This window comes from Streptomyces ambofaciens ATCC 23877, assembly GCF_001267885.1.
GTDB lineage: Bacteria > Actinomycetota > Actinomycetes > Streptomycetales > Streptomycetaceae > Streptomyces > Streptomyces ambofaciens.
The window spans coordinates 2,448,609-2,464,216 of record NZ_CP012382.1 but is presented as its reverse complement, the minus strand read 5'-3'; the positions used below and the strand labels follow the sequence as shown (position 1 = coordinate 2,464,216).

At 74.5% G+C, this 15,608-nt stretch carries 17 protein-coding genes and 1 pseudogene; 9 read left to right on the top strand and 9 right to left on the bottom strand.

The window, feature by feature from the left end:
* The first annotated feature begins 68 nt into the window (after positions 1–68).
* Positions 69–1,118, top strand: coding sequence for a serine hydrolase domain-containing protein (locus SAM23877_RS11100; RefSeq protein WP_053142363.1), 1,050 nt, complete (start codon positions 69–71; stop codon positions 1,116–1,118).
* A gap of 370 nt (positions 1,119–1,488) precedes the next feature.
* The gene (locus SAM23877_RS11095) at positions 1,489–2,478 is read left to right on the top strand and encodes a small ribosomal subunit Rsm22 family protein (protein ID WP_053129920.1); all 990 of its coding nucleotides are present in this window, start codon (positions 1,489–1,491) and stop codon (positions 2,476–2,478) included.
* Positions 2,479–2,521: 43 nt separating this feature from the next.
* Here the strand turns inward: SAM23877_RS11095 and SAM23877_RS11090 are convergent, their stop codons facing one another.
* Positions 2,522–2,728: a DUF6243 family protein gene (locus SAM23877_RS11090; RefSeq protein ID WP_174532209.1), complete on the bottom strand. Its 207-nt coding sequence runs from the start codon at positions 2,726–2,728 to the stop codon at positions 2,522–2,524.
* Positions 2,729–2,825: 97 nt separating this feature from the next.
* On the opposite strand from SAM23877_RS11090, the gene SAM23877_RS11085 reads away from it, so the two are divergent.
* Both SAM23877_RS11085 and SAM23877_RS11080 read left to right on the top strand, forming a co-directional pair.
* Complete coding sequence (locus tag SAM23877_RS11085) at positions 2,826–3,476, top strand: TetR/AcrR family transcriptional regulator (RefSeq protein WP_053129908.1); 651 nt, start codon at positions 2,826–2,828, stop codon at positions 3,474–3,476.
* Between the two features lie 137 nt (positions 3,477–3,613).
* On the top strand, positions 3,614–4,345 hold the full coding sequence (locus tag SAM23877_RS11080) for a bifunctional DNA primase/polymerase (protein ID WP_053129905.1): 732 nt from the start codon (positions 3,614–3,616) through the stop codon (positions 4,343–4,345).
* A gap of 81 nt (positions 4,346–4,426) precedes the next feature.
* On the opposite strand, the gene SAM23877_RS11075 is transcribed toward SAM23877_RS11080, so the two are convergent.
* From SAM23877_RS11075 to SAM23877_RS11060, 5 genes and pseudogenes are all read right to left on the bottom strand, one after another.
* A complete protein-coding gene (locus SAM23877_RS11075; protein ID WP_053129902.1) occupies positions 4,427–5,428 on the bottom strand; it encodes an SCO2278 family lipoprotein in 1,002 nt (333 codons plus the stop codon).
* Positions 5,403–5,525, bottom strand: a pseudogene (locus SAM23877_RS41145) (iron transporter); the annotation flags it as partial. The gene SAM23877_RS11075 and the pseudogene SAM23877_RS41145, both read right to left, overlap by 26 nt.
* A gap of 3 nt (positions 5,526–5,528) precedes the next feature.
* A complete protein-coding gene (locus SAM23877_RS11070) occupies positions 5,529–6,389 on the bottom strand; it encodes a heme ABC transporter ATP-binding protein (RefSeq protein ID WP_053129899.1) in 861 nt (286 codons plus the stop codon).
* Positions 6,386–7,477 (bottom strand): FecCD family ABC transporter permease, encoded by a 1,092-nt coding sequence (locus SAM23877_RS11065; protein ID WP_053129896.1) that lies wholly within the window; start codon positions 7,475–7,477, stop codon positions 6,386–6,388. The genes SAM23877_RS11070 and SAM23877_RS11065 overlap by 4 nt, the downstream gene beginning before the upstream one ends.
* Positions 7,474–8,514, bottom strand: coding sequence for a heme/hemin ABC transporter substrate-binding protein (locus SAM23877_RS11060; RefSeq protein WP_053129893.1), 1,041 nt, complete (start codon positions 8,512–8,514; stop codon positions 7,474–7,476). The genes SAM23877_RS11065 and SAM23877_RS11060 overlap by 4 nt, the downstream gene beginning before the upstream one ends.
* Positions 8,515–8,616: 102 nt before the next feature.
* Between SAM23877_RS11060 and SAM23877_RS11055 the strand changes: the two genes are divergently transcribed.
* The 4 genes from SAM23877_RS11055 to SAM23877_RS11040 all read left to right on the top strand — a co-directional run bounded on the left by SAM23877_RS11055 (position 8,617) and on the right by SAM23877_RS11040 (position 12,882).
* Complete coding sequence (locus SAM23877_RS11055) at positions 8,617–10,050, top strand: HtaA domain-containing protein (protein WP_053129890.1); 1,434 nt, start codon at positions 8,617–8,619, stop codon at positions 10,048–10,050.
* Positions 10,051–10,113: 63 nt separating this feature from the next.
* Positions 10,114–11,697 (top strand): HtaA domain-containing protein, encoded by a 1,584-nt coding sequence (locus SAM23877_RS11050; protein WP_053129887.1) that lies wholly within the window; start codon positions 10,114–10,116, stop codon positions 11,695–11,697.
* 221 nt (positions 11,698–11,918) lie between these two features.
* Positions 11,919–12,563, top strand: coding sequence for a PhzF family phenazine biosynthesis protein (locus SAM23877_RS11045; protein ID WP_053129884.1), 645 nt, complete (start codon positions 11,919–11,921; stop codon positions 12,561–12,563).
* Positions 12,564–12,666: 103 nt separating this feature from the next.
* Positions 12,667–12,882 carry a hypothetical protein gene (locus SAM23877_RS11040; protein WP_053129881.1) on the top strand — a complete coding sequence of 72 codons (216 nt, stop codon included), beginning with the start codon at positions 12,667–12,669 and terminating at the stop codon, positions 12,880–12,882.
* A gap of 82 nt (positions 12,883–12,964) precedes the next feature.
* Here SAM23877_RS11040 and SAM23877_RS11035 read toward each other — a convergent pair whose 3' ends face one another.
* Together SAM23877_RS11035 and map are read right to left on the bottom strand one after the other, a co-directional pair.
* Entirely contained in the window at positions 12,965–13,612 is a 648-nt protein-coding gene (locus SAM23877_RS11035; protein ID WP_053129878.1) for a biliverdin-producing heme oxygenase, read from the bottom strand.
* 151 nt (positions 13,613–13,763) lie between these two features.
* On the bottom strand, positions 13,764–14,621 hold the full coding sequence (gene map, locus SAM23877_RS11030) for a type I methionyl aminopeptidase (RefSeq protein ID WP_053129875.1): 858 nt from the start codon (positions 14,619–14,621) through the stop codon (positions 13,764–13,766).
* A gap of 58 nt (positions 14,622–14,679) precedes the next feature.
* Between map and SAM23877_RS11025 the strand changes: the two genes are divergently transcribed.
* Positions 14,680–14,910, top strand: coding sequence for a hypothetical protein (locus tag SAM23877_RS11025; RefSeq protein ID WP_053129873.1), 231 nt, complete (start codon positions 14,680–14,682; stop codon positions 14,908–14,910).
* A gap of 83 nt (positions 14,911–14,993) precedes the next feature.
* Here the strand turns inward: SAM23877_RS11025 and SAM23877_RS11020 are convergent, their stop codons facing one another.
* Complete coding sequence (locus tag SAM23877_RS11020; protein ID WP_053129869.1) at positions 14,994–15,596, bottom strand: hypothetical protein; 603 nt, start codon at positions 15,594–15,596, stop codon at positions 14,994–14,996.
* Between the last annotated feature and the right edge of the window lie 12 nt (positions 15,597–15,608).

The window sequence follows — 15,608 nt, the reverse complement described above, 5'->3', positions numbered from 1 at the left end:
GACTGCGCCACGACACCCCGGAGCGGGCCGGACTCGACCCCGAGCAGCTCCGCCGTGTCGTGGCGGACGTGCACGCACTCACCGACGGTGAGCGGCCCTGGGCGGCGGGCGCCGTCGTGGCCGTCGGACGCGGCCCCGTGCTCGCCGTCGAGGAGGCGGCGGGCTGGGCGGTGCGCTACGCGTCCTACGATCCGCGCACCGACACGGGCGTGGAGCTGCCCGCCGGCTCCCGGGTGCCGATGACCGTCGGCACGCCGTTCGACCTGGCCTCCCTGACGAAGGTGTTCACGGCGGTCGCCGCCGTGCAGCAGATCGAACGCGGCACACTCGGCATCGACGCGGAGGTCGGCGCCTACCTGCCGGACTTCCGGGCCGCCGCCGTGCACCGCGTCACCGTCCGGCAGCTGCTCACCCACACCTCCGGGCTGCGGCCCGAACTCCCGCTGTACGACTGCGCGGACGACGAGGAACGGCTGCGGCGGCTGCGGGCGGAGCCGCCGGTGGGGGTGCCCGGCACGTACTGCTACTCGGACCTGAACATGCTGCTGCTCCAGCAGGTCCTGGAGCGCATCACGGGGCGCACCCTGGACGTCCTCGTCAGCGACGGGATCACCCGGCCGCTGGGCATGACGGCGACGCACTTCGGGCCGTGTCCGGGCGCGGCGGCCACGGAGGACCAGCGGCGGCCGTGGGCCAAGGCGGACCGGGGGATGCTGCGGGGTGTCGTCCACGACGAGAACGCCTGGGCGCTGGGCGGGGTGGCCGGGCACGCGGGCCTGTTCTCGACGGGGCGGGACCTCGCGGTCTTCTGCCGTGCGCTGCTGGCGGGCGGCTCGTACGGGCCGGCGCGCATCCTCGGGCCGGACTTCGTGGAGCTGCTGCTGACCGAGCCCGGGCTCGGTTTCGCCCTGGACCAGCCGTGGTTCATGGGGGGCCTCGCGGGGCGCGGGGCGGCCGGGCACACCGGCTTCACGGGGACGATGCTGGTGCTCGACCGGGCGACGGACACCTTCGCGGTGCTCCTCGCCAACACGGTCCATCCGCGTCGCCGCGCGCCGGACAACGGGCCCCGGGCGGCGCTGGGGACACGGGTGGCACGGGCGGTGCGGGAGATCTGAGGGGAGGCCGGCGGCGGCCGGTCCACGCCCGCTCACCGCCGGCCGCCGTACTGGTCGTCCCGCCGGGCGTCTTGCCGGTCGCCTTGTCGGTGGCCTCGCGGTCACCTCGTCTCTCGTCCCGCCGGGCGTCCCGCCGGTCGCCTCGCCGGTGGTCTCGCGGTCACCTCGTCTCTCGCCCCGCCGGGCGTCTCGCCGGTCGCCTCGTCGGTGGTCTCGCGGTCACCTCGCCGGTCGTCCCGCCGGGCGTCTCGCCGGTCGCCTCGTCGGTGGTCTCGCGGTCACCTCGTCGCTCGTCCCGCCGGGCGTCCCGTCGGTCGCCTCGCCGGTCACCTAGCCGGGCGTCCCCTCGGTCGCCCCGTAGAATCGCCGGGTGAACGACCCCGCCACCGCCTCCGACGCCCTGCGCGCCGCCCTCGCCGACCTGGTCGACGGGCTGCCGCCCCGGCAGGCCGCACAGGCCGTGGAGCGGCTGATCGCGAACTACCGCGGGGACACCCCGACGGACGCCCCGATCCTGCGGGACCGTGCGGACGTCGTCGCCTACGCCGCGTACCGGATGCCGGCGACCTACGCGGCGGTGCGGTCGGCGCTGGAGGCGTTCGCGGACGCCGTGCCCGGATGGGTGCCGGCCGGCCACGTCGACGTGGGCGGCGGGACCGGCGCGGCGACCTGGGCCGTCAGCTCCACCTGGGACGGCGTGCGTCCGGTCACCGTGCTCGACTGGGCCGAACCCGCGCTCGCCCTCGGCCGGGAGATCGCCGCCGCCCGTCCGGAGCTGCGCGAGGTCCGCTGGCAGCGCTCACGGATCGGAGCGGCGCTCACGGTCGAGAGCACCGATCTCGTCACCGTGTCCTACGTCCTCAACGAGCTGACGGCTTCCGACCGCGCCGCCCTCGTCGACGCCGCCGCGGGCGCCGCGCAGGCCGTCGTGATCGTCGAGGCCGGCACCCCCGACGGCTACGCCCGTGTCATCGAGGCCCGCGACCGGCTGATCTCGGCCGGGTTCCGCGTCGCCGCCCCCTGTCCGCACAGCGCCGCCTGCCCCATCGTGCCAGGCACGGACTGGTGCCACTTCGCCGCGCGGGTCAGCCGCTCCTCACTGCACCGCCAGGTCAAGGGCGGCTCCCTCGCCTACGAGGACGAGAAGTTCAGCTACGTGGCCGCCACCCGGCTCCCGGTCGCACCGGCCCCCGCCCGCGTCGTCCGGCGTCCACAGATCCGCAAGGGTCAGGTCCTGCTCGACCTGTGCGAACCGGACGAGCGGCTGAGCCGCCGGACGGTCACCAAACGCCACGGCGACCTCTACAAGGCCGCCCGCGACGCCGACTGGGGCGACCCCTGGCCTCCGCCGGAGGCGTGAGGCAGGGGTCGCCGAGGGGAGGGTGCGCGGGCGCGCCCGCACGTTACGACGCCTCGTCGCTCCGCTCCGTCTCCGGCTGCTGGTCCCGCTGCCGCTCCTGGAGCTTGCGCAGCAGTTCCCGCTTCTGAGCCTGCGGGTCCAGTCCGCCGCCGATCCGGCCGCTGCGGTCGCCGCCGCGCAGGGCGTTGCGGCCGAGCTTCTGGCGGGTGCCACCGACACCCAGCATGTTTCCGGCTCCACCTCGGGACATGGGGCCCTCCTCTCTCGACGATACGTTGCGTCTCGTTTTTCTCAAGCATTACTCTCCGGCGAGACGAGACGTCTTGTCAACCTGATAAATTCGGGCCATGGATGTCCAGAAGTCCGCCCACGCCCCGTCCCCCACCGCCGAGCGGTCGCGCCCCGACGTCACCCGTCGCAGCCAGCGGTCCCGGCAGGCCATCTACGAGGCCGCCCTCGCGCTGGTCGCGGAGGTCGGCTACCCGAAGACCACGATCGAGGGCATCGCCGCCCGCGCCGGCGTCGGCAAGCAGACCATCTACCGCTGGTGGTCCTCGAAGGCCGACGTCCTGCTGGAGGCCTTCCTCGACCTGAGCGAGCAGGCCGCGCGGGCCGCCGGCGAGGACACGCACGCCATCCCGGACACCGGGGACCTCGCCGCCGACCTCAAGGCCGTGTTGCGCGCCACCGTCGACGAACTGCGCGACCCGAGGTACGAGGCGCCCTACCGCGCCCTGGCCGCCGAGGGCGTGGTCAACGAGCAGCTCGGCAGGGACTTCCTCACCAAGCTCCTGGAGCCCTCGCTCCAGCTCTACGTCGACCGGCTGCGCGCCGCGCAGGAGGCCGGCCACGTACGGCCGGAGGCCGACCCGCGGATCGCGCTGGAGCTCTTCGTCGCCCCGCTCGCCCAGCGCTGGCTGCAGCGCAGCGGCCCCCTCTCGCACGCCTACACCGACACGCTGGTCGACTACGCGCTCCACGGGCTCGCTCCGCGCTGACCGCCCGCTCCCGCGCCGACCGCCCGGTCCGTTCGAACTAGCCTGACCAGGGGAGTTTGTCCCTTCCCGACCCCGAAGCGCGAAATGGTGCGACCATGAGGCATGCTGGTGCGCACGACGGCGAGGCGAGGGGATAGATGAGCGCGGAGTTCGGCGGTCGGAGCGGCCTGCAGGGCAAAATCTCCCAGTGGCTGCGCGGACGCCGCCCCAAGGAGGCCGCCGGTGACGGTGGCCGGGAGGATCTGCTGCTCGCCGCCGCCGGTGCGGGACTGCCCCTGGCGCCCGCCGCGCACCCGGCCGGGTACCGCTGCTCCTGCGACCGAGTGGGCTGTCCCACGCCCGCCCGGCACCCGGTGTCCTTCGCCTGGCAGACACAGTCCACCACCGACCACGCGCAGATCGAGCGCTGGGCCCGCCATCAGCCCGAGGCGAACTTCATCACCGCGACCGGCATGGTGCACGACGTCCTCGACGTCCCCCTCCAGGCCGGTCGCGAGGCGCTTCGGCGCCTGCTCGACGCCGGCATCGAGGTCGGCCCGGTCGCCGAGAGCGACGACGGCCGCATGCTGCTGTTCACCCTCACCCGCGGCACCCCCGAGGACGAGGACGAGTGGTGGCCCTGTGAGCTGGACTGCCACCCCGAGACCATGGACGAGCACCCCGGCCTGCGCTGGCACTGCCGGGGTTCCTACGTCCTCGTACCGCCCGCCCGGCTGCCCGGCGAGGACCGGACGGTGCACTGGGTGCGCGGCCCCGAGCACCCGCTGCCGGACCCGCTGACCCTGCTGGAGACCCTCACCGACGCCTGCGCCCGGCACGCCGGCGAGGTCAGCGACCACGCGGGCACGGCCTGGCCCTCGCGCCGCTGAGCGCGGGCCTCCCGGGCGAGCGGCCTCCGGGCCGGCGGCCGCGGGCGAGCGCGGCGTCACCGGCCGCGGTCACCGGCCGCGCTACTCGCCCTTCGCCGACGTCAGCCCCTGGACCCGCCCCAGGACCGTCACCTTCGCGTCGGCCGAGCCCTCCGCCGGGGTGAGCGCGACCTCGGTGGAGACGAACTCCATCGTCAGCGACTGCTTGATCTCGCCGTCCGTCAGCGCCAGCACGTCCTTGTTCGGCGTCGGCACGGACGCGCCCTGCGCGGCGGTCCGCTTCTCGAAGTGCCGCGAGCTGAAGAAGGCCAGCGCTCCGCCGTCCCGCGTGCGCAGGGCCAGCGGCGCGTAGTCGCCGTTCGTCAGGGGCTCGTCGATGTACTGGGTGACCAGCCCCGGACGGATCGACCGCTTCGCGCGCAACTGGCGCCAGGAGCTGGTGTGGACACCGTCCGCGAAGGACTCGCCGCCGTCCTTCAGGTAGCTCGTGTAGTCCTTGCTCAGCCCGGCGGGCGGGACGGCCACGTCGGTGGAGTTCGCGGGGACGGCCTCGGCCCAGCCCTCCTCGTCGGTCTTGAACTCCGGCACCTTGCCGGGGGCGACGAGCGTCAGGTACGCCGCCTGCCAGGTCTCGTCCAGACCGTGCCGGGTGAAGACCAGCAACCAGCGTGCGTCCGAGCCCTTGTTGGCCTTGGTGTCCGCGACGAACCAGCGCGGCCAGCCGGCCTTCTTCGGGATCGTGAACCTGGCGTCCGTCAGCTCCAGGGGAGCGTGCGCCGGGTTGCCGTCCGGATGGTTGGTCCGGCCCGCCTTCAGCCGCGCCGAGTCGATGGCGGCGAGGGCACCGGTGGTGTGGTCGGCGTCCAGGGAGGCGTCGTACGCCTTGTCGGCCGCGTTGTACGCGGCGGTGAACTGCTGGAGCGCCTTCGCGGCCTCGGCCCGGGTGGTCGACGGGAGCACCTCGCGCTCGCCGTGCACCACCACGCACCCGCTCGCCGTCAACGACAAAGCGGTCGCCGAGGCCGCTATCAGCGCGCTCCGGTCAAGCCTGCGGGGCCTACGAGGGCCGCGATCCCTGCTCATCAGGTTCCTTCACCTTCCCCTTCCCGGAGGCGAACCCTACCGGGACGGGACGGCGCGCGAACGGCGGGACCGGGTACAGCGGCCACACCGTGACCTCGGGTCAGGGCTCGCGCCGCGGGACGACCAGCAGGGCCTCCGTGCGCGGGTGCGGCACCACCTCCACCGGCTGGTCGTACACCTCGGACAGCAGCCCCTCGGCGAGGACCTCCGCCGGTGACCCGTCGGCCGCGATCCGGCCCCGGCGCAGCAGCGCGATCCGGTCCGCGTACGCCGCCGCCAGGGAGAGGTCGTGCAGCACGACGACCACCGCGTCCCCGGCCCGCGCCCGTTCCCGGCACAGCCGCAGCACCAGCTCCTGGTGGCGCAGGTCCAGTGCCGCGGTGGGTTCGTCGAGGAGCAGCAGGGGAGCGCGTTGCGCGAGGACGCGGGCGAGCGCGACCCGGGCCCGTTCGCCGCCGCTCAGCGCGGAGAAGGGCCGCCCGGCGAAGCCGGTCACCTCCGTGCGCGCCATCGCCTCGGCCACGGCCGCGTCGTCCTCGGCCGCCAGGTCGCTTCCCGCCCAGGGCGCCCGGCCCATCCGGACCACCTCCTCCACCGGGAACGGGAAGGACAGCGACGCCGACTGGGGCAGCACGGCCCGGCGCAACGCCAGTTCGGGGGCGGACCAGCGGGTCACCGGCCGGCCGTGGACGCGGACGACTCCGCCGCCGGCCGGCACGTCGGCGGCCAGGGTGCCCAACAGGGTCGACTTGCCCGCCCCGTTGGGTCCGGCCAGGGCGAGCACCTCGCCCGCGCGGACGGTGACGTCCACGCCGTCCAGGACCGGTCGCCCGCCGAGGTGGACGCGTACGCCCTCGGCCTCGGCGAGGACCTCGCCCGGCGCGGCCGGAGGCGGCGGCACCGGCCGGGACGGTACGAGGCGCAGCAGCCGTCCGGCGCCGGCGGTCTTCGTGCCCCTCATGCCCAACCCCCTTGCCTGCGCCGGGTGCGGCGCAGCAGCCAGAAGAAGAACGGGCTGCCCAGCAGCGCCGTCAGGACCCCGAGCGGCAGCTCGGCGGGGTCCGCCACGGTACGGGCCGCCAGGTCGGCGGCGAGCAGCACCAGCGCGCCGAGCAGCGCGCTGCCCGGGATCAGGAACCGGTGCCCGGGACCCGCCACCATCCGCAGCAGGTGCGGCACGACGAGCCCGACGAAGCCGATGACCCCGGCCACGCTCACGGCCGCCGCGGTCAGCAGCGCGATCACCAGCACCAGCACGATCCGCAGCCGCTCCACGTCCACGCCCAGGTGCCGCGCCGGGCGTTCGCCGAGCGCGAGGAGGTCGAGCCGGCGGGCGTACAGCGGGGCGAGCGCCAGTCCGAGCGCCGCGCACGGCAGTACCGCCAGCACCTTGGGCCACGTCGCCTGGGCCAGCGAACCCAGCTGCCAGAAGGTGATCTGGTTGACCGCCGCCGTGTCCGCGAAGAACAGGAAGAGGCCGATCAGCGCGCCCGCGAAGGCGTTCACCGCGATGCCCGTGAGGATCAGCGTGACGACCTCGGTGCGACCGCCCGAGCGGGACATGGCGTACACCACCAGCACGGTGACCAGGCCGGAGACGAAGGCGAAGACGGAGACCGTCCAGTTGCCGAGGAAGTCCAGGCCGAACGCGATGGCGCCGACCGCGCCGACCGCCGCGCCCGACGAGACGCCGATGACACCGGGTTCGGCGAGCGGGTTGCCGAACACGCCCTGCATCAGCGCGCCCGCGCAGCCGAGCGAGGCCCCGACGAGCAGGGCGAGCACGATCCGCGGGAACCGCACGTTCCACAGCACCGACCCGGCCACCCGGTCCAGTTCCGTACCGCCGAGCCCGGTCCGGTGCAGCAGGGACCCGAGGACGTCGGCGACCGGGACCGGATAGGCGCCGGTGCCGGCCGCGAGGGGGACCAGGACCAGGAGACCGGCGGCCAGGGCGGCGGTCAGCAGCCGGGCGGTGGTGCGGCGGCGGGGCGGCGGGGGCGGCCCGGCGGGAGCCTGGGGGCGGACCGGCTCCTCCAGTACGGTCATCGGGCGTCGCCCTCGCCGTAGAGCTGGGTCACGACCGACTTGAGCACCTGGTCCGTGCGCGGGCCGTAGTTGAGGAGCACGCCGTCCTCGACCGAGACGATCCGGCGGTCCAGACCGGCCGGGGTCTGGGCCACGCCGGGGATCTCGACCAGCCCGTCGACGCCGCCGACCGAGTCGAGTCCCTTGCTCATGACGAGGATCGCGTCGGGCGCGGCCTTCACCAGCGCCTCGCTGGTGAGGGGCGTGAAGTCCTTGCTCAGTCCCGAGGCTGCCCCGGCGTCCACCGCACCGGCCGCCTCGATCAGCGAACCCGCGCCGGACTCCCTGCCGCCGATGAGGTAGACCGAGGCCGAACCGCGCAGGTACAGGAAGGCGACCCGGGGTGCGCCTCCCTCCGCGGGGGCGTCCGGAACACCCTCGCGCACGGCCGCGATCCGCTGTTCGGAGCGCCGGGTCAGCTCCTCCCCGGCCGCCGGCACACCGAGCGCGCCGGCGACCGCCCCGATGCGCGGGCCCACGTCGTCCAGGCCCTTCGCCGCCGCCACGGACAGCACCGGGACGCCGGCGGCCCGGATCTGGTCCACGGCCTCCTCGGGGCCGGTGGTGGTCTCGGCGATCACCAGGTCGGGCCGCAGCGACAGCACGCTCTCGGCGGAGACGTCATGGCCCCGGGTGACCACGGGGAGCTCCGCCGCCTGTTCGAAGGTGGCGGTGACGTCGCGGGCGACGACCCGGTCGCCGAGCCCGAGGGTGAAGACGATCTCGCTGAGGCTGCCGGACAGGGGCACCACGCGCTCGGCCCGCTCCACCGTCACCCGCTCGCCGTCCGCGGAGCGGACGGTCACCGGAAGCTTCGGCTCGGGTCTCTTCGCGAGCGGCTCGACCCGGTCGGCGACGGCCTCCTTCCGCACGGTGGCCCCCTGCCCGCCCCCGGCACCGGAGGAGGCCTCCGAGGAGCCTCCGCATCCGGTCGCGGCCAGGGAGAGGGCGAGCACGGACAGCAGTGCTCCCGCCGGTCGGTTCCGCAAGCGTCGCACGGTGGTGTCCGTTCCTTTCGTCGGCGGCCAGTGTCAGTGGGCTAGAGCTTAGGTTAGCCTTACCTTTGTTCGCTACCGGCCCCCCGATCCGGAGGACTTCGCATGCCCGCCCGTCTTCGCGCCCTGGTCACCGTGGTGTGCGCGGCCCTCCTCGGCTTCCTGCTCCCCGCGGCCGCCGCACACGCCGAGAGCCGGACCGTGCAGGGCGGACGGCTCGACTGGGGCATCAAGTCGTCGTTCCAGAGCTATGTCACCGGGCCGGTCGCGAAGGGCAGTTACTCCCTGACCGGAGGGGCGGCCACCGTCGGCGGGAGCGCCTTCCGCTTCCACTCGGCGGCCGGTACCTACGACGGCGGCACGGGAGCCTTGCGGGCCGCCTTCTCCGGTGGCGTCCGCTTCCTCGGCCACCCCGCCGGCGGCGGCGCCCACCAGCTCGACCTCACCATCAGCCGTCCCACCGTGAGCATCTCCGGCGCCACCGGCACGCTCCACGTGGACGTCGTCAGCAAGGCGAAGGGCACCGGGGCGGTCACGACGTCCCGTCAGGTGCCCTTCGCCGCCCTCTCCCTCGGCGGCATCGACATGCGGGGTGGCGGCAGCACCGTGACCCTCGAGAACCTGCCCGCCACCCTCACCGCCGAGGGCGCCCGGTCCTTCGCCGGGTACTACACCGCCGGCACCGCGCTGGACCCGGTGAGCCTGTCGGCCGACGTACGGGTGGCGGCGGGACAGCAGGAGGAGCGGCGGGAGAAGCAGCCGTCCGCCCCGCAGGCCCCGTCCCCGAAGCGGCAGCAGTCCACCGGCGGCGCCATCGAGGACGGCGCCGTCGACTGGGGCGTGCGACGCACCTTCCGCGAGTACGTCACCGGCGACATCGCCGACGGCAGGTGGGCCCTGACCGCCGGCGCCCAGGACGGCGGCGCCCTCTTCCGCTTCCCCGGCGGCCAGGGGACGTACGAGGACGGCGACCTCACCGCCGCCTTCGAGGGCGCGGTGCGCTTCACCGGCGCGCACGGCCTCGACCTCCGGCTCAGCGGCGTACGGGCCGGCGTCGAGGACGGCAGGGGCACGCTGTACGCCGACGTGGACAGTCCCCGCCTCAAGGCCGAGAAGGTGCCCCTGGTCACCTTCACCGCCGGGACCCCGAGGCCGGCCGACGGCCAGGTGCGCATCACCGAGGCCCCCGCGAAGCTCACCGCGCGCGGCGCCGAGGCCTTCGGCGGCATGTACCGGGCGGGCACCGCGATGGACCCGGTCTCCCTGGCCGTCGCCCTCACCGCCGACGCGAAGCTGCCCGCCCTGCCCGACCTGGGCAGCGGCCCCACGACGAGCGCGAGCCCGCGGCCGGAGCAGTCGCCACGGGCGGCGCCCGGGAGCTCCGCACGACCCGTCGCGAGCGCCACGGACGACGGCGACTTCCCCGCCCTGCCCGTCTCCCTCACCGCCGGCGCCCTGCTGCTGGCCGCGGTCCTCGTGTCCGTCGCCGTGCGCAGGCGCCGCACCCGGCCCGCCGCGTCCCCCTCGGACCGGGGCTGACCTCTCCCCACGACACCCGGACCGCCCCGACCGGCGGACCCACCACTCAAGGAGAACCGAGCCATGCCCGTCAGACGACGCCGCTCCACCGCACTCGCCGCCGCCGTGGCGACCGCCGCCGCGCTCGGCGCCACCGCCCTCGCCGGCCTCGGCGCGACCACCGCCTCCGCGGCCGAGAGGCCCCTCACCGGCTACGAACTGACCTGGGGCATCAAGCAGTCGTACCGCACCTACGTCGGCATGTTCGGCGGTTTCACCCCGTCCGGGGGCGCCACCCAGGCCGCCGGCAACGGCGCGTTCACCTTCGTCGACGGCACCGGCACCTACGACGGCTCGGCCCACACCGTCGACCTCGCCTTCCAGGGCGGCCTGGTGAGCAAGTCGGCGGCCCACGGCTTCGAGATCACGTTCAGCGACGTGCGCTTCGACAGCAAGGCCGGTGAGCTCACCGCCGACCTGAAGAAGGTCGACACCTCTCAGGGCACGCCCAGGATCACCGAGGGCGACGACGTCCCGCTCGCCACCGTCGCCGTCACCCGCGAGATGACGGACATGGCGACCACGCTCACCGCCGAGGCGGGGGAGTACCTCGGCAGCGCGTCCTACGCGGGCGCGGCCGGCGACCCGCTGACGGTGGTGAAGAAGGCGACGCCGGAGCCCAGCCCCACGCCCACCACGAGCGCCCCCACCACCGAGCCGTCCCCGACCGCGTCGCAGACGCGGACCACCGAGCCCCAGCCGTCGGCCACGCAGACCTCCACCGCCGCGCCCGGCCCGACCGCGACCACGACCACCGGCAGCTCGTCCTCCCCTTCCCCCTCCGCCACGGCCACGGCCACCGCGACCCAGGCCCCCGCCAAGGGCGCGATAGCCGACGGCACCCTCGGCTGGGGGGTGAAGGAGTCCTTCCGCGCCTACGTCGTCGGTGACATCGCCCAGGGCAGGGTCACCGTCTCGGGCGGCGCCTCCCAGGCGGCCGGCAACGGCGCCTTCACCTTCGAGGACGCCACCGGCACCTACGACACGGACGCCGGCAGGCTCACCGCCTCCTTCCGGGGCGCGGTGAACTTCAAGGGCCACGAGTCGAACGGCGCGTACGGCCTCGACCTGACCCTGAGCAACTTCAAGGTCACCCTCGACGGCGGCACCGGCGAGCTGACCGCCGACGTCGACAGCCTGGGCACGCGGTCCGCGGGTGTGGTCCTGGCGGACCTCGAGGCCCGGACCGCCGGCCTGACCGCGCGGAACGACGTCATCACCGTCGACGCCGTCGCCGCCACCCTCACCGAGGCCGGCGCGAAGGTCTTCGGCAACTACCCGGCCGGCACGGCACTCGACGCCGTCGACCTCGCGGTGGCGCTGAGCGACGACGCCCGGTTGCCAGGCGGCGGCTCGGGCACGTCCGGCGGTGCGGGCACCACGGGCGGTGCGGGCACCACCGGCGGCACGGGCGGCTCCACCGTCGGCGGCACCGGTTCCACCGTCGGCGGCACGGGCTCGACCATGGGCGGCCTGACCGGCGGCGGCAGCCTGGCCTCCACCGGCGCGGACCTCCCGGGCCCGGCGCTCGGTGCGGCGGCGGGTGCCGCCGTCGCCCTCGGCGCGGGCGCGGTGTTCGCCGCACGCAAGCGGCGGACGCGGGCCTGAGCGGCGTTCGCGGGCCTGAGGCGGCGGTCGCGGGCCTAAGCGGCCTTCGCGGGACCGCGGTTCGGACGCGGGCGACGGACGCGGGCGCAGGCGGCGGTCACGGGGGCAGCGGTCACGGGGGCAGCGGTGCGGAGGCAGGCGGCGGTCACGGGGGCAGCGGTGCGGAGGCGGGCGGCGGACGCGGGCACGACCGCCCGCACGGCCGATGCTTGAATGCCCCCGTGACTGACTACGACGTACTGCGCGTCTTCTGCGCGCCGAACGGCGGCTACGGCAACGAACTCGGCGTCGTCCGGGACGGCTCCGTGCTGCCGGGCCGCGCGGAACGGCAGGAACTCGCCGCGGAACTCGGTTTCAGCGAGACCGTGTTCGTCGACGACCCCGAGCGCGGACTCGTCGACATCTACACGCCCGCCCTGCGCCTGCCGTTCGCCGGGCACCCCTGCGTCGGCGTGGCCTGGCTGCTCGACGTCCCCGAGATCGTCACCCCGGCCGGGGTGGTGGGCACCCGGCTGGACGGCGAGTTCAGCTGGATCGAGGCCCGCCCCGAGTGGGCCCCGCCGCGGACCCTGCGCCAGTACGCCGGTGTCGCCGAGGTCGACGACCTGCCGGTGCCGCCGGCGGGGGAGTGGGTCTACGCCTGGGCGTGGGAGGACGAGCCGGCGGGACGCGTGCGGGCCCGCGCCTTCCCGGGGCGCGACGACGGCATCGACGAGGACGAGGCGACCGGCGCGGCGGCCCTGCTGCTGACCGAGCGGCTGGGCCGCGCCCTCAACATCACGCAGGGCGCGGGCTCGCAGATCCTCACGGCTCCCCAGCCCGGTGGCTGGGTAGAGATCGGCGGACGGGTGCGCCTGGAGCGGTGAAGCCGCCCGGCACCGCACCTCCGTACGGGTGGAACAGCGTGTGCGCGCGACCGCCAGGGGTTACCTCTGGGCGTAACCGCTCAGTCCCCGCGAGAGGAAACTCATGCGCATCCGTTCCGCCTTCGCCACGGTCCTGCTGACCGCCGCCATGACCGCCGGCGGCGTGGCGACCGCCACCGCCTTCGACGGCGGCCCGCTGCACGGTGACGAGGACGCCACCTGCAGCCCGTACTTCGGCGCCATCACCACGGACAGCACGGGCGACCTGTACTTCGGCGGCATCAACTGCCGCAGCGACGACTACGACATCGACAACTGAGGTCGGCGCGTCGTTCGCTCCCGGTCCCCCTCGGCCCCGTCGGCGAGGGGGACCGGTGCGTGTGCGAGGGGCCCCGATCCGCTCACGCGGAGAGCGGGAACTCCTCGCCCAGCCCCTGGAAGACCGCCGTGTTCAGGGCGAAGGCCCGCTTGCACTCGGCGACGACCCGCTGCTTCTCCAGGTCGTCCGCGCGGATGCCGTCCAGCAGCTCCCGGTACTCGCGCTTGAAGGCGGCCGGGTTGGTGATCTCCTCGAAGACGTAGAAGCGGACCCCGTCGCCCTTCTTGGCGAAGCCCCAGGCCCGCTCCGCCCTGTCACGGATGATCTGACCGCCGGACAGGTCGCCGAGGTAGCGCGTGTAGTGGTGGGCGACGTACCCGGCCGGCCACCGCTCGGCGCACTCGCGCACCCGGGCCGCGTACGCCTCCGTCGCGGGCAGGGCGGTCAGCCCCGTGCGCCAGTCCGGGCCGCGCAGGTGCGCCAGGTCCCGCTCCAGCGAGTCGAGCCGCATCAGCTCCGGGCGCACGAACGGCCCGGCCACCGGGTCCGCCGCCAGCCGGCCGGCCGCCGCCTCCAGTGCCTCGTACACGAACCACAGCTGCTCGGTGTAGCGGGCGTACGCGTCGACGCCGAGCCGCCCGCCCAGCAGGTCGCTCATGAAGGTCGAGGTCTCGGCCTCCACGTGCTGCTCGTGGGAGGCGGTGCGGATGAGCGTCGAGAAAGAGTCCATGGCGCCGATCTTGCAGGTTAGGGTTACCTAAGTCAATGGTTTTCCGACGTCCTGTCGGTAAAAGCGTACCGAGACGCGCGACGGCCCGCCCTCCGAGGAGAGCGGGCCGGGAGAAAGCGGGGGAAGCGGGACGAAGGGGAGCGCCGGGCCGCTACGGAAGGGTCAGGATCTCCGCGCCCGAGTCCGTCACCACGAGCGTGTGCTCGAACTGCGCCGTCCGCCTGCGGTCCTTGGTCACGACCGTCCAGCCGTCGTCCCACATGTCGTACTCGTGCGTCCCGAGCGTCAGCATCGGCTCGATCGTGAAGGTCATCCCGGGCTGGATGACGGTCGTCGCGTGCGGGCTGTCGTAGTGCGGGACGATGAGCCCCGAGTGGAACGCGGTGCTGATCCCGTGACCGGTGAAGTCCCGCACCACCCCGTACCCGAACCGCTTCGCGTACGACTCGATGACCCGGCCGATGATGTTGATCTGCCGGCCCGGCCGGACCGCCTTGATCGCGCGGGCGAGGGACTCGCGGGTCCGCTCGACCAGCAGCCGGCTCTCCTCGTCCACGTCGCCGACCAGGTAGGTCGCGTTGTTGTCGCCGTGCACGCCGCCGATGTACGCCGTCACGTCGAGGTTGACGATGTCACCGTCGCGCAGCACCGTCGAGTCCGGGATGCCGTGGCAGATGACCTCGTTGACGGAGCTGCACAGGGACTTCGGGAAGCCCCGGTAGCCGAGCGTCGACGGGTAGGCGCCGTGGTCGCACATGTACTCGTGCGCGACCCGGTCCAGCTCGTCCGTCGTCACGCCGGGCGCGATGAGCTTCGCGGCCTCCTCCATCGCGCGCGCCGCGATCCGGCCGGCCACGCGCATCGCCTCGATCGTCTCGGGCGTCTGCACCTCCGGCCCGGTGTACGGCGCCGGCGCGGGTTTGCCGACGTACTCGGGCCGGCGGATGTTTCCGGGTACGGAACGGGTGGGAGACAGCTCCCCTGGTACGAGCAGCGACTGGCCAGACATGTCAGCGAGTCTAACCAGCGGGCATACGAGAGCATGTCCCTGGCGAAAGGAGCCGGTCATGGCCCTGTTCAAGAAGCGCACGGTCGGAAAACCGGGCGAATGGTACTACTGCCTGGAGCACAAGAAGGTCGAGGAGGGCCCGGAGTGCCCGGCCAAGAACCGCTTCGGGCCGTACGCCTCCCGCACGGAGGCCGAGCACGCGATGCAGACCGCCCGCGAGCGCAACCTCGAGTGGGAGAACGACCCGAAGTGGCACGACGCCTCAGCGGGCCGCGCCGACGACGACTGAACGGCGACCGGACGACGACCGGACGCGGATCCGACCAGGACCGGACGCCCGGCTCCGCCCCGCCCCGCCTCGCCTCGCCTCCGTCACCAGCGTGACGGAGGCGGCGCCGTCAGGTGGTCCGCCAGGCGGGACAGCCGGTCACGGAAGCGGCGGCGGCCCCGGGGCGGCGGTACCGCGTTCTCCCCGGCCGCCGCGCTGACCAGGTGCTGCACCGTGTCCAGGTCCAGTTCTGCCCCGTCCTGCACGGTCAGCGCCTCGTGCGCCATGGCCGTCAGTTCCCGCTCGCCCGCGCCCAGCGCCAGTACCGTCGCTCCGGCCCGGCGGGCGTCGTGCACCCCCTCCAGGAGCGGGGCGCCGGGATCGTCGGGCGCCACCACGAGCAGCGTCTCCCCGCGCCGGGCCGCCGCCAGCCGCCCCAGCCCCACCGCCAGGTGCGCCGGGTCCGAGGGCCGGGCGCCGTGCCGTACGAGCGTCGGGGCCAGCTCCGGCGTCCCCGACCAGGCGGCCTCGTCCACCAGGTGCGCCGCCAGATGCCACGGTTCGTAACCGGCGGTGCCCACCAGCAGCAACCCGCCCCCGTGCGGCACGACCGAGCCCCGCAGCGCCCCCGCGAACCTCCGGGTGGCCCCCAGCCACTCGGTCCCGGCGAGCACTTCCCGCAGCAACGCGACCCGTACGGCGTCCATGGGCCCGCATCC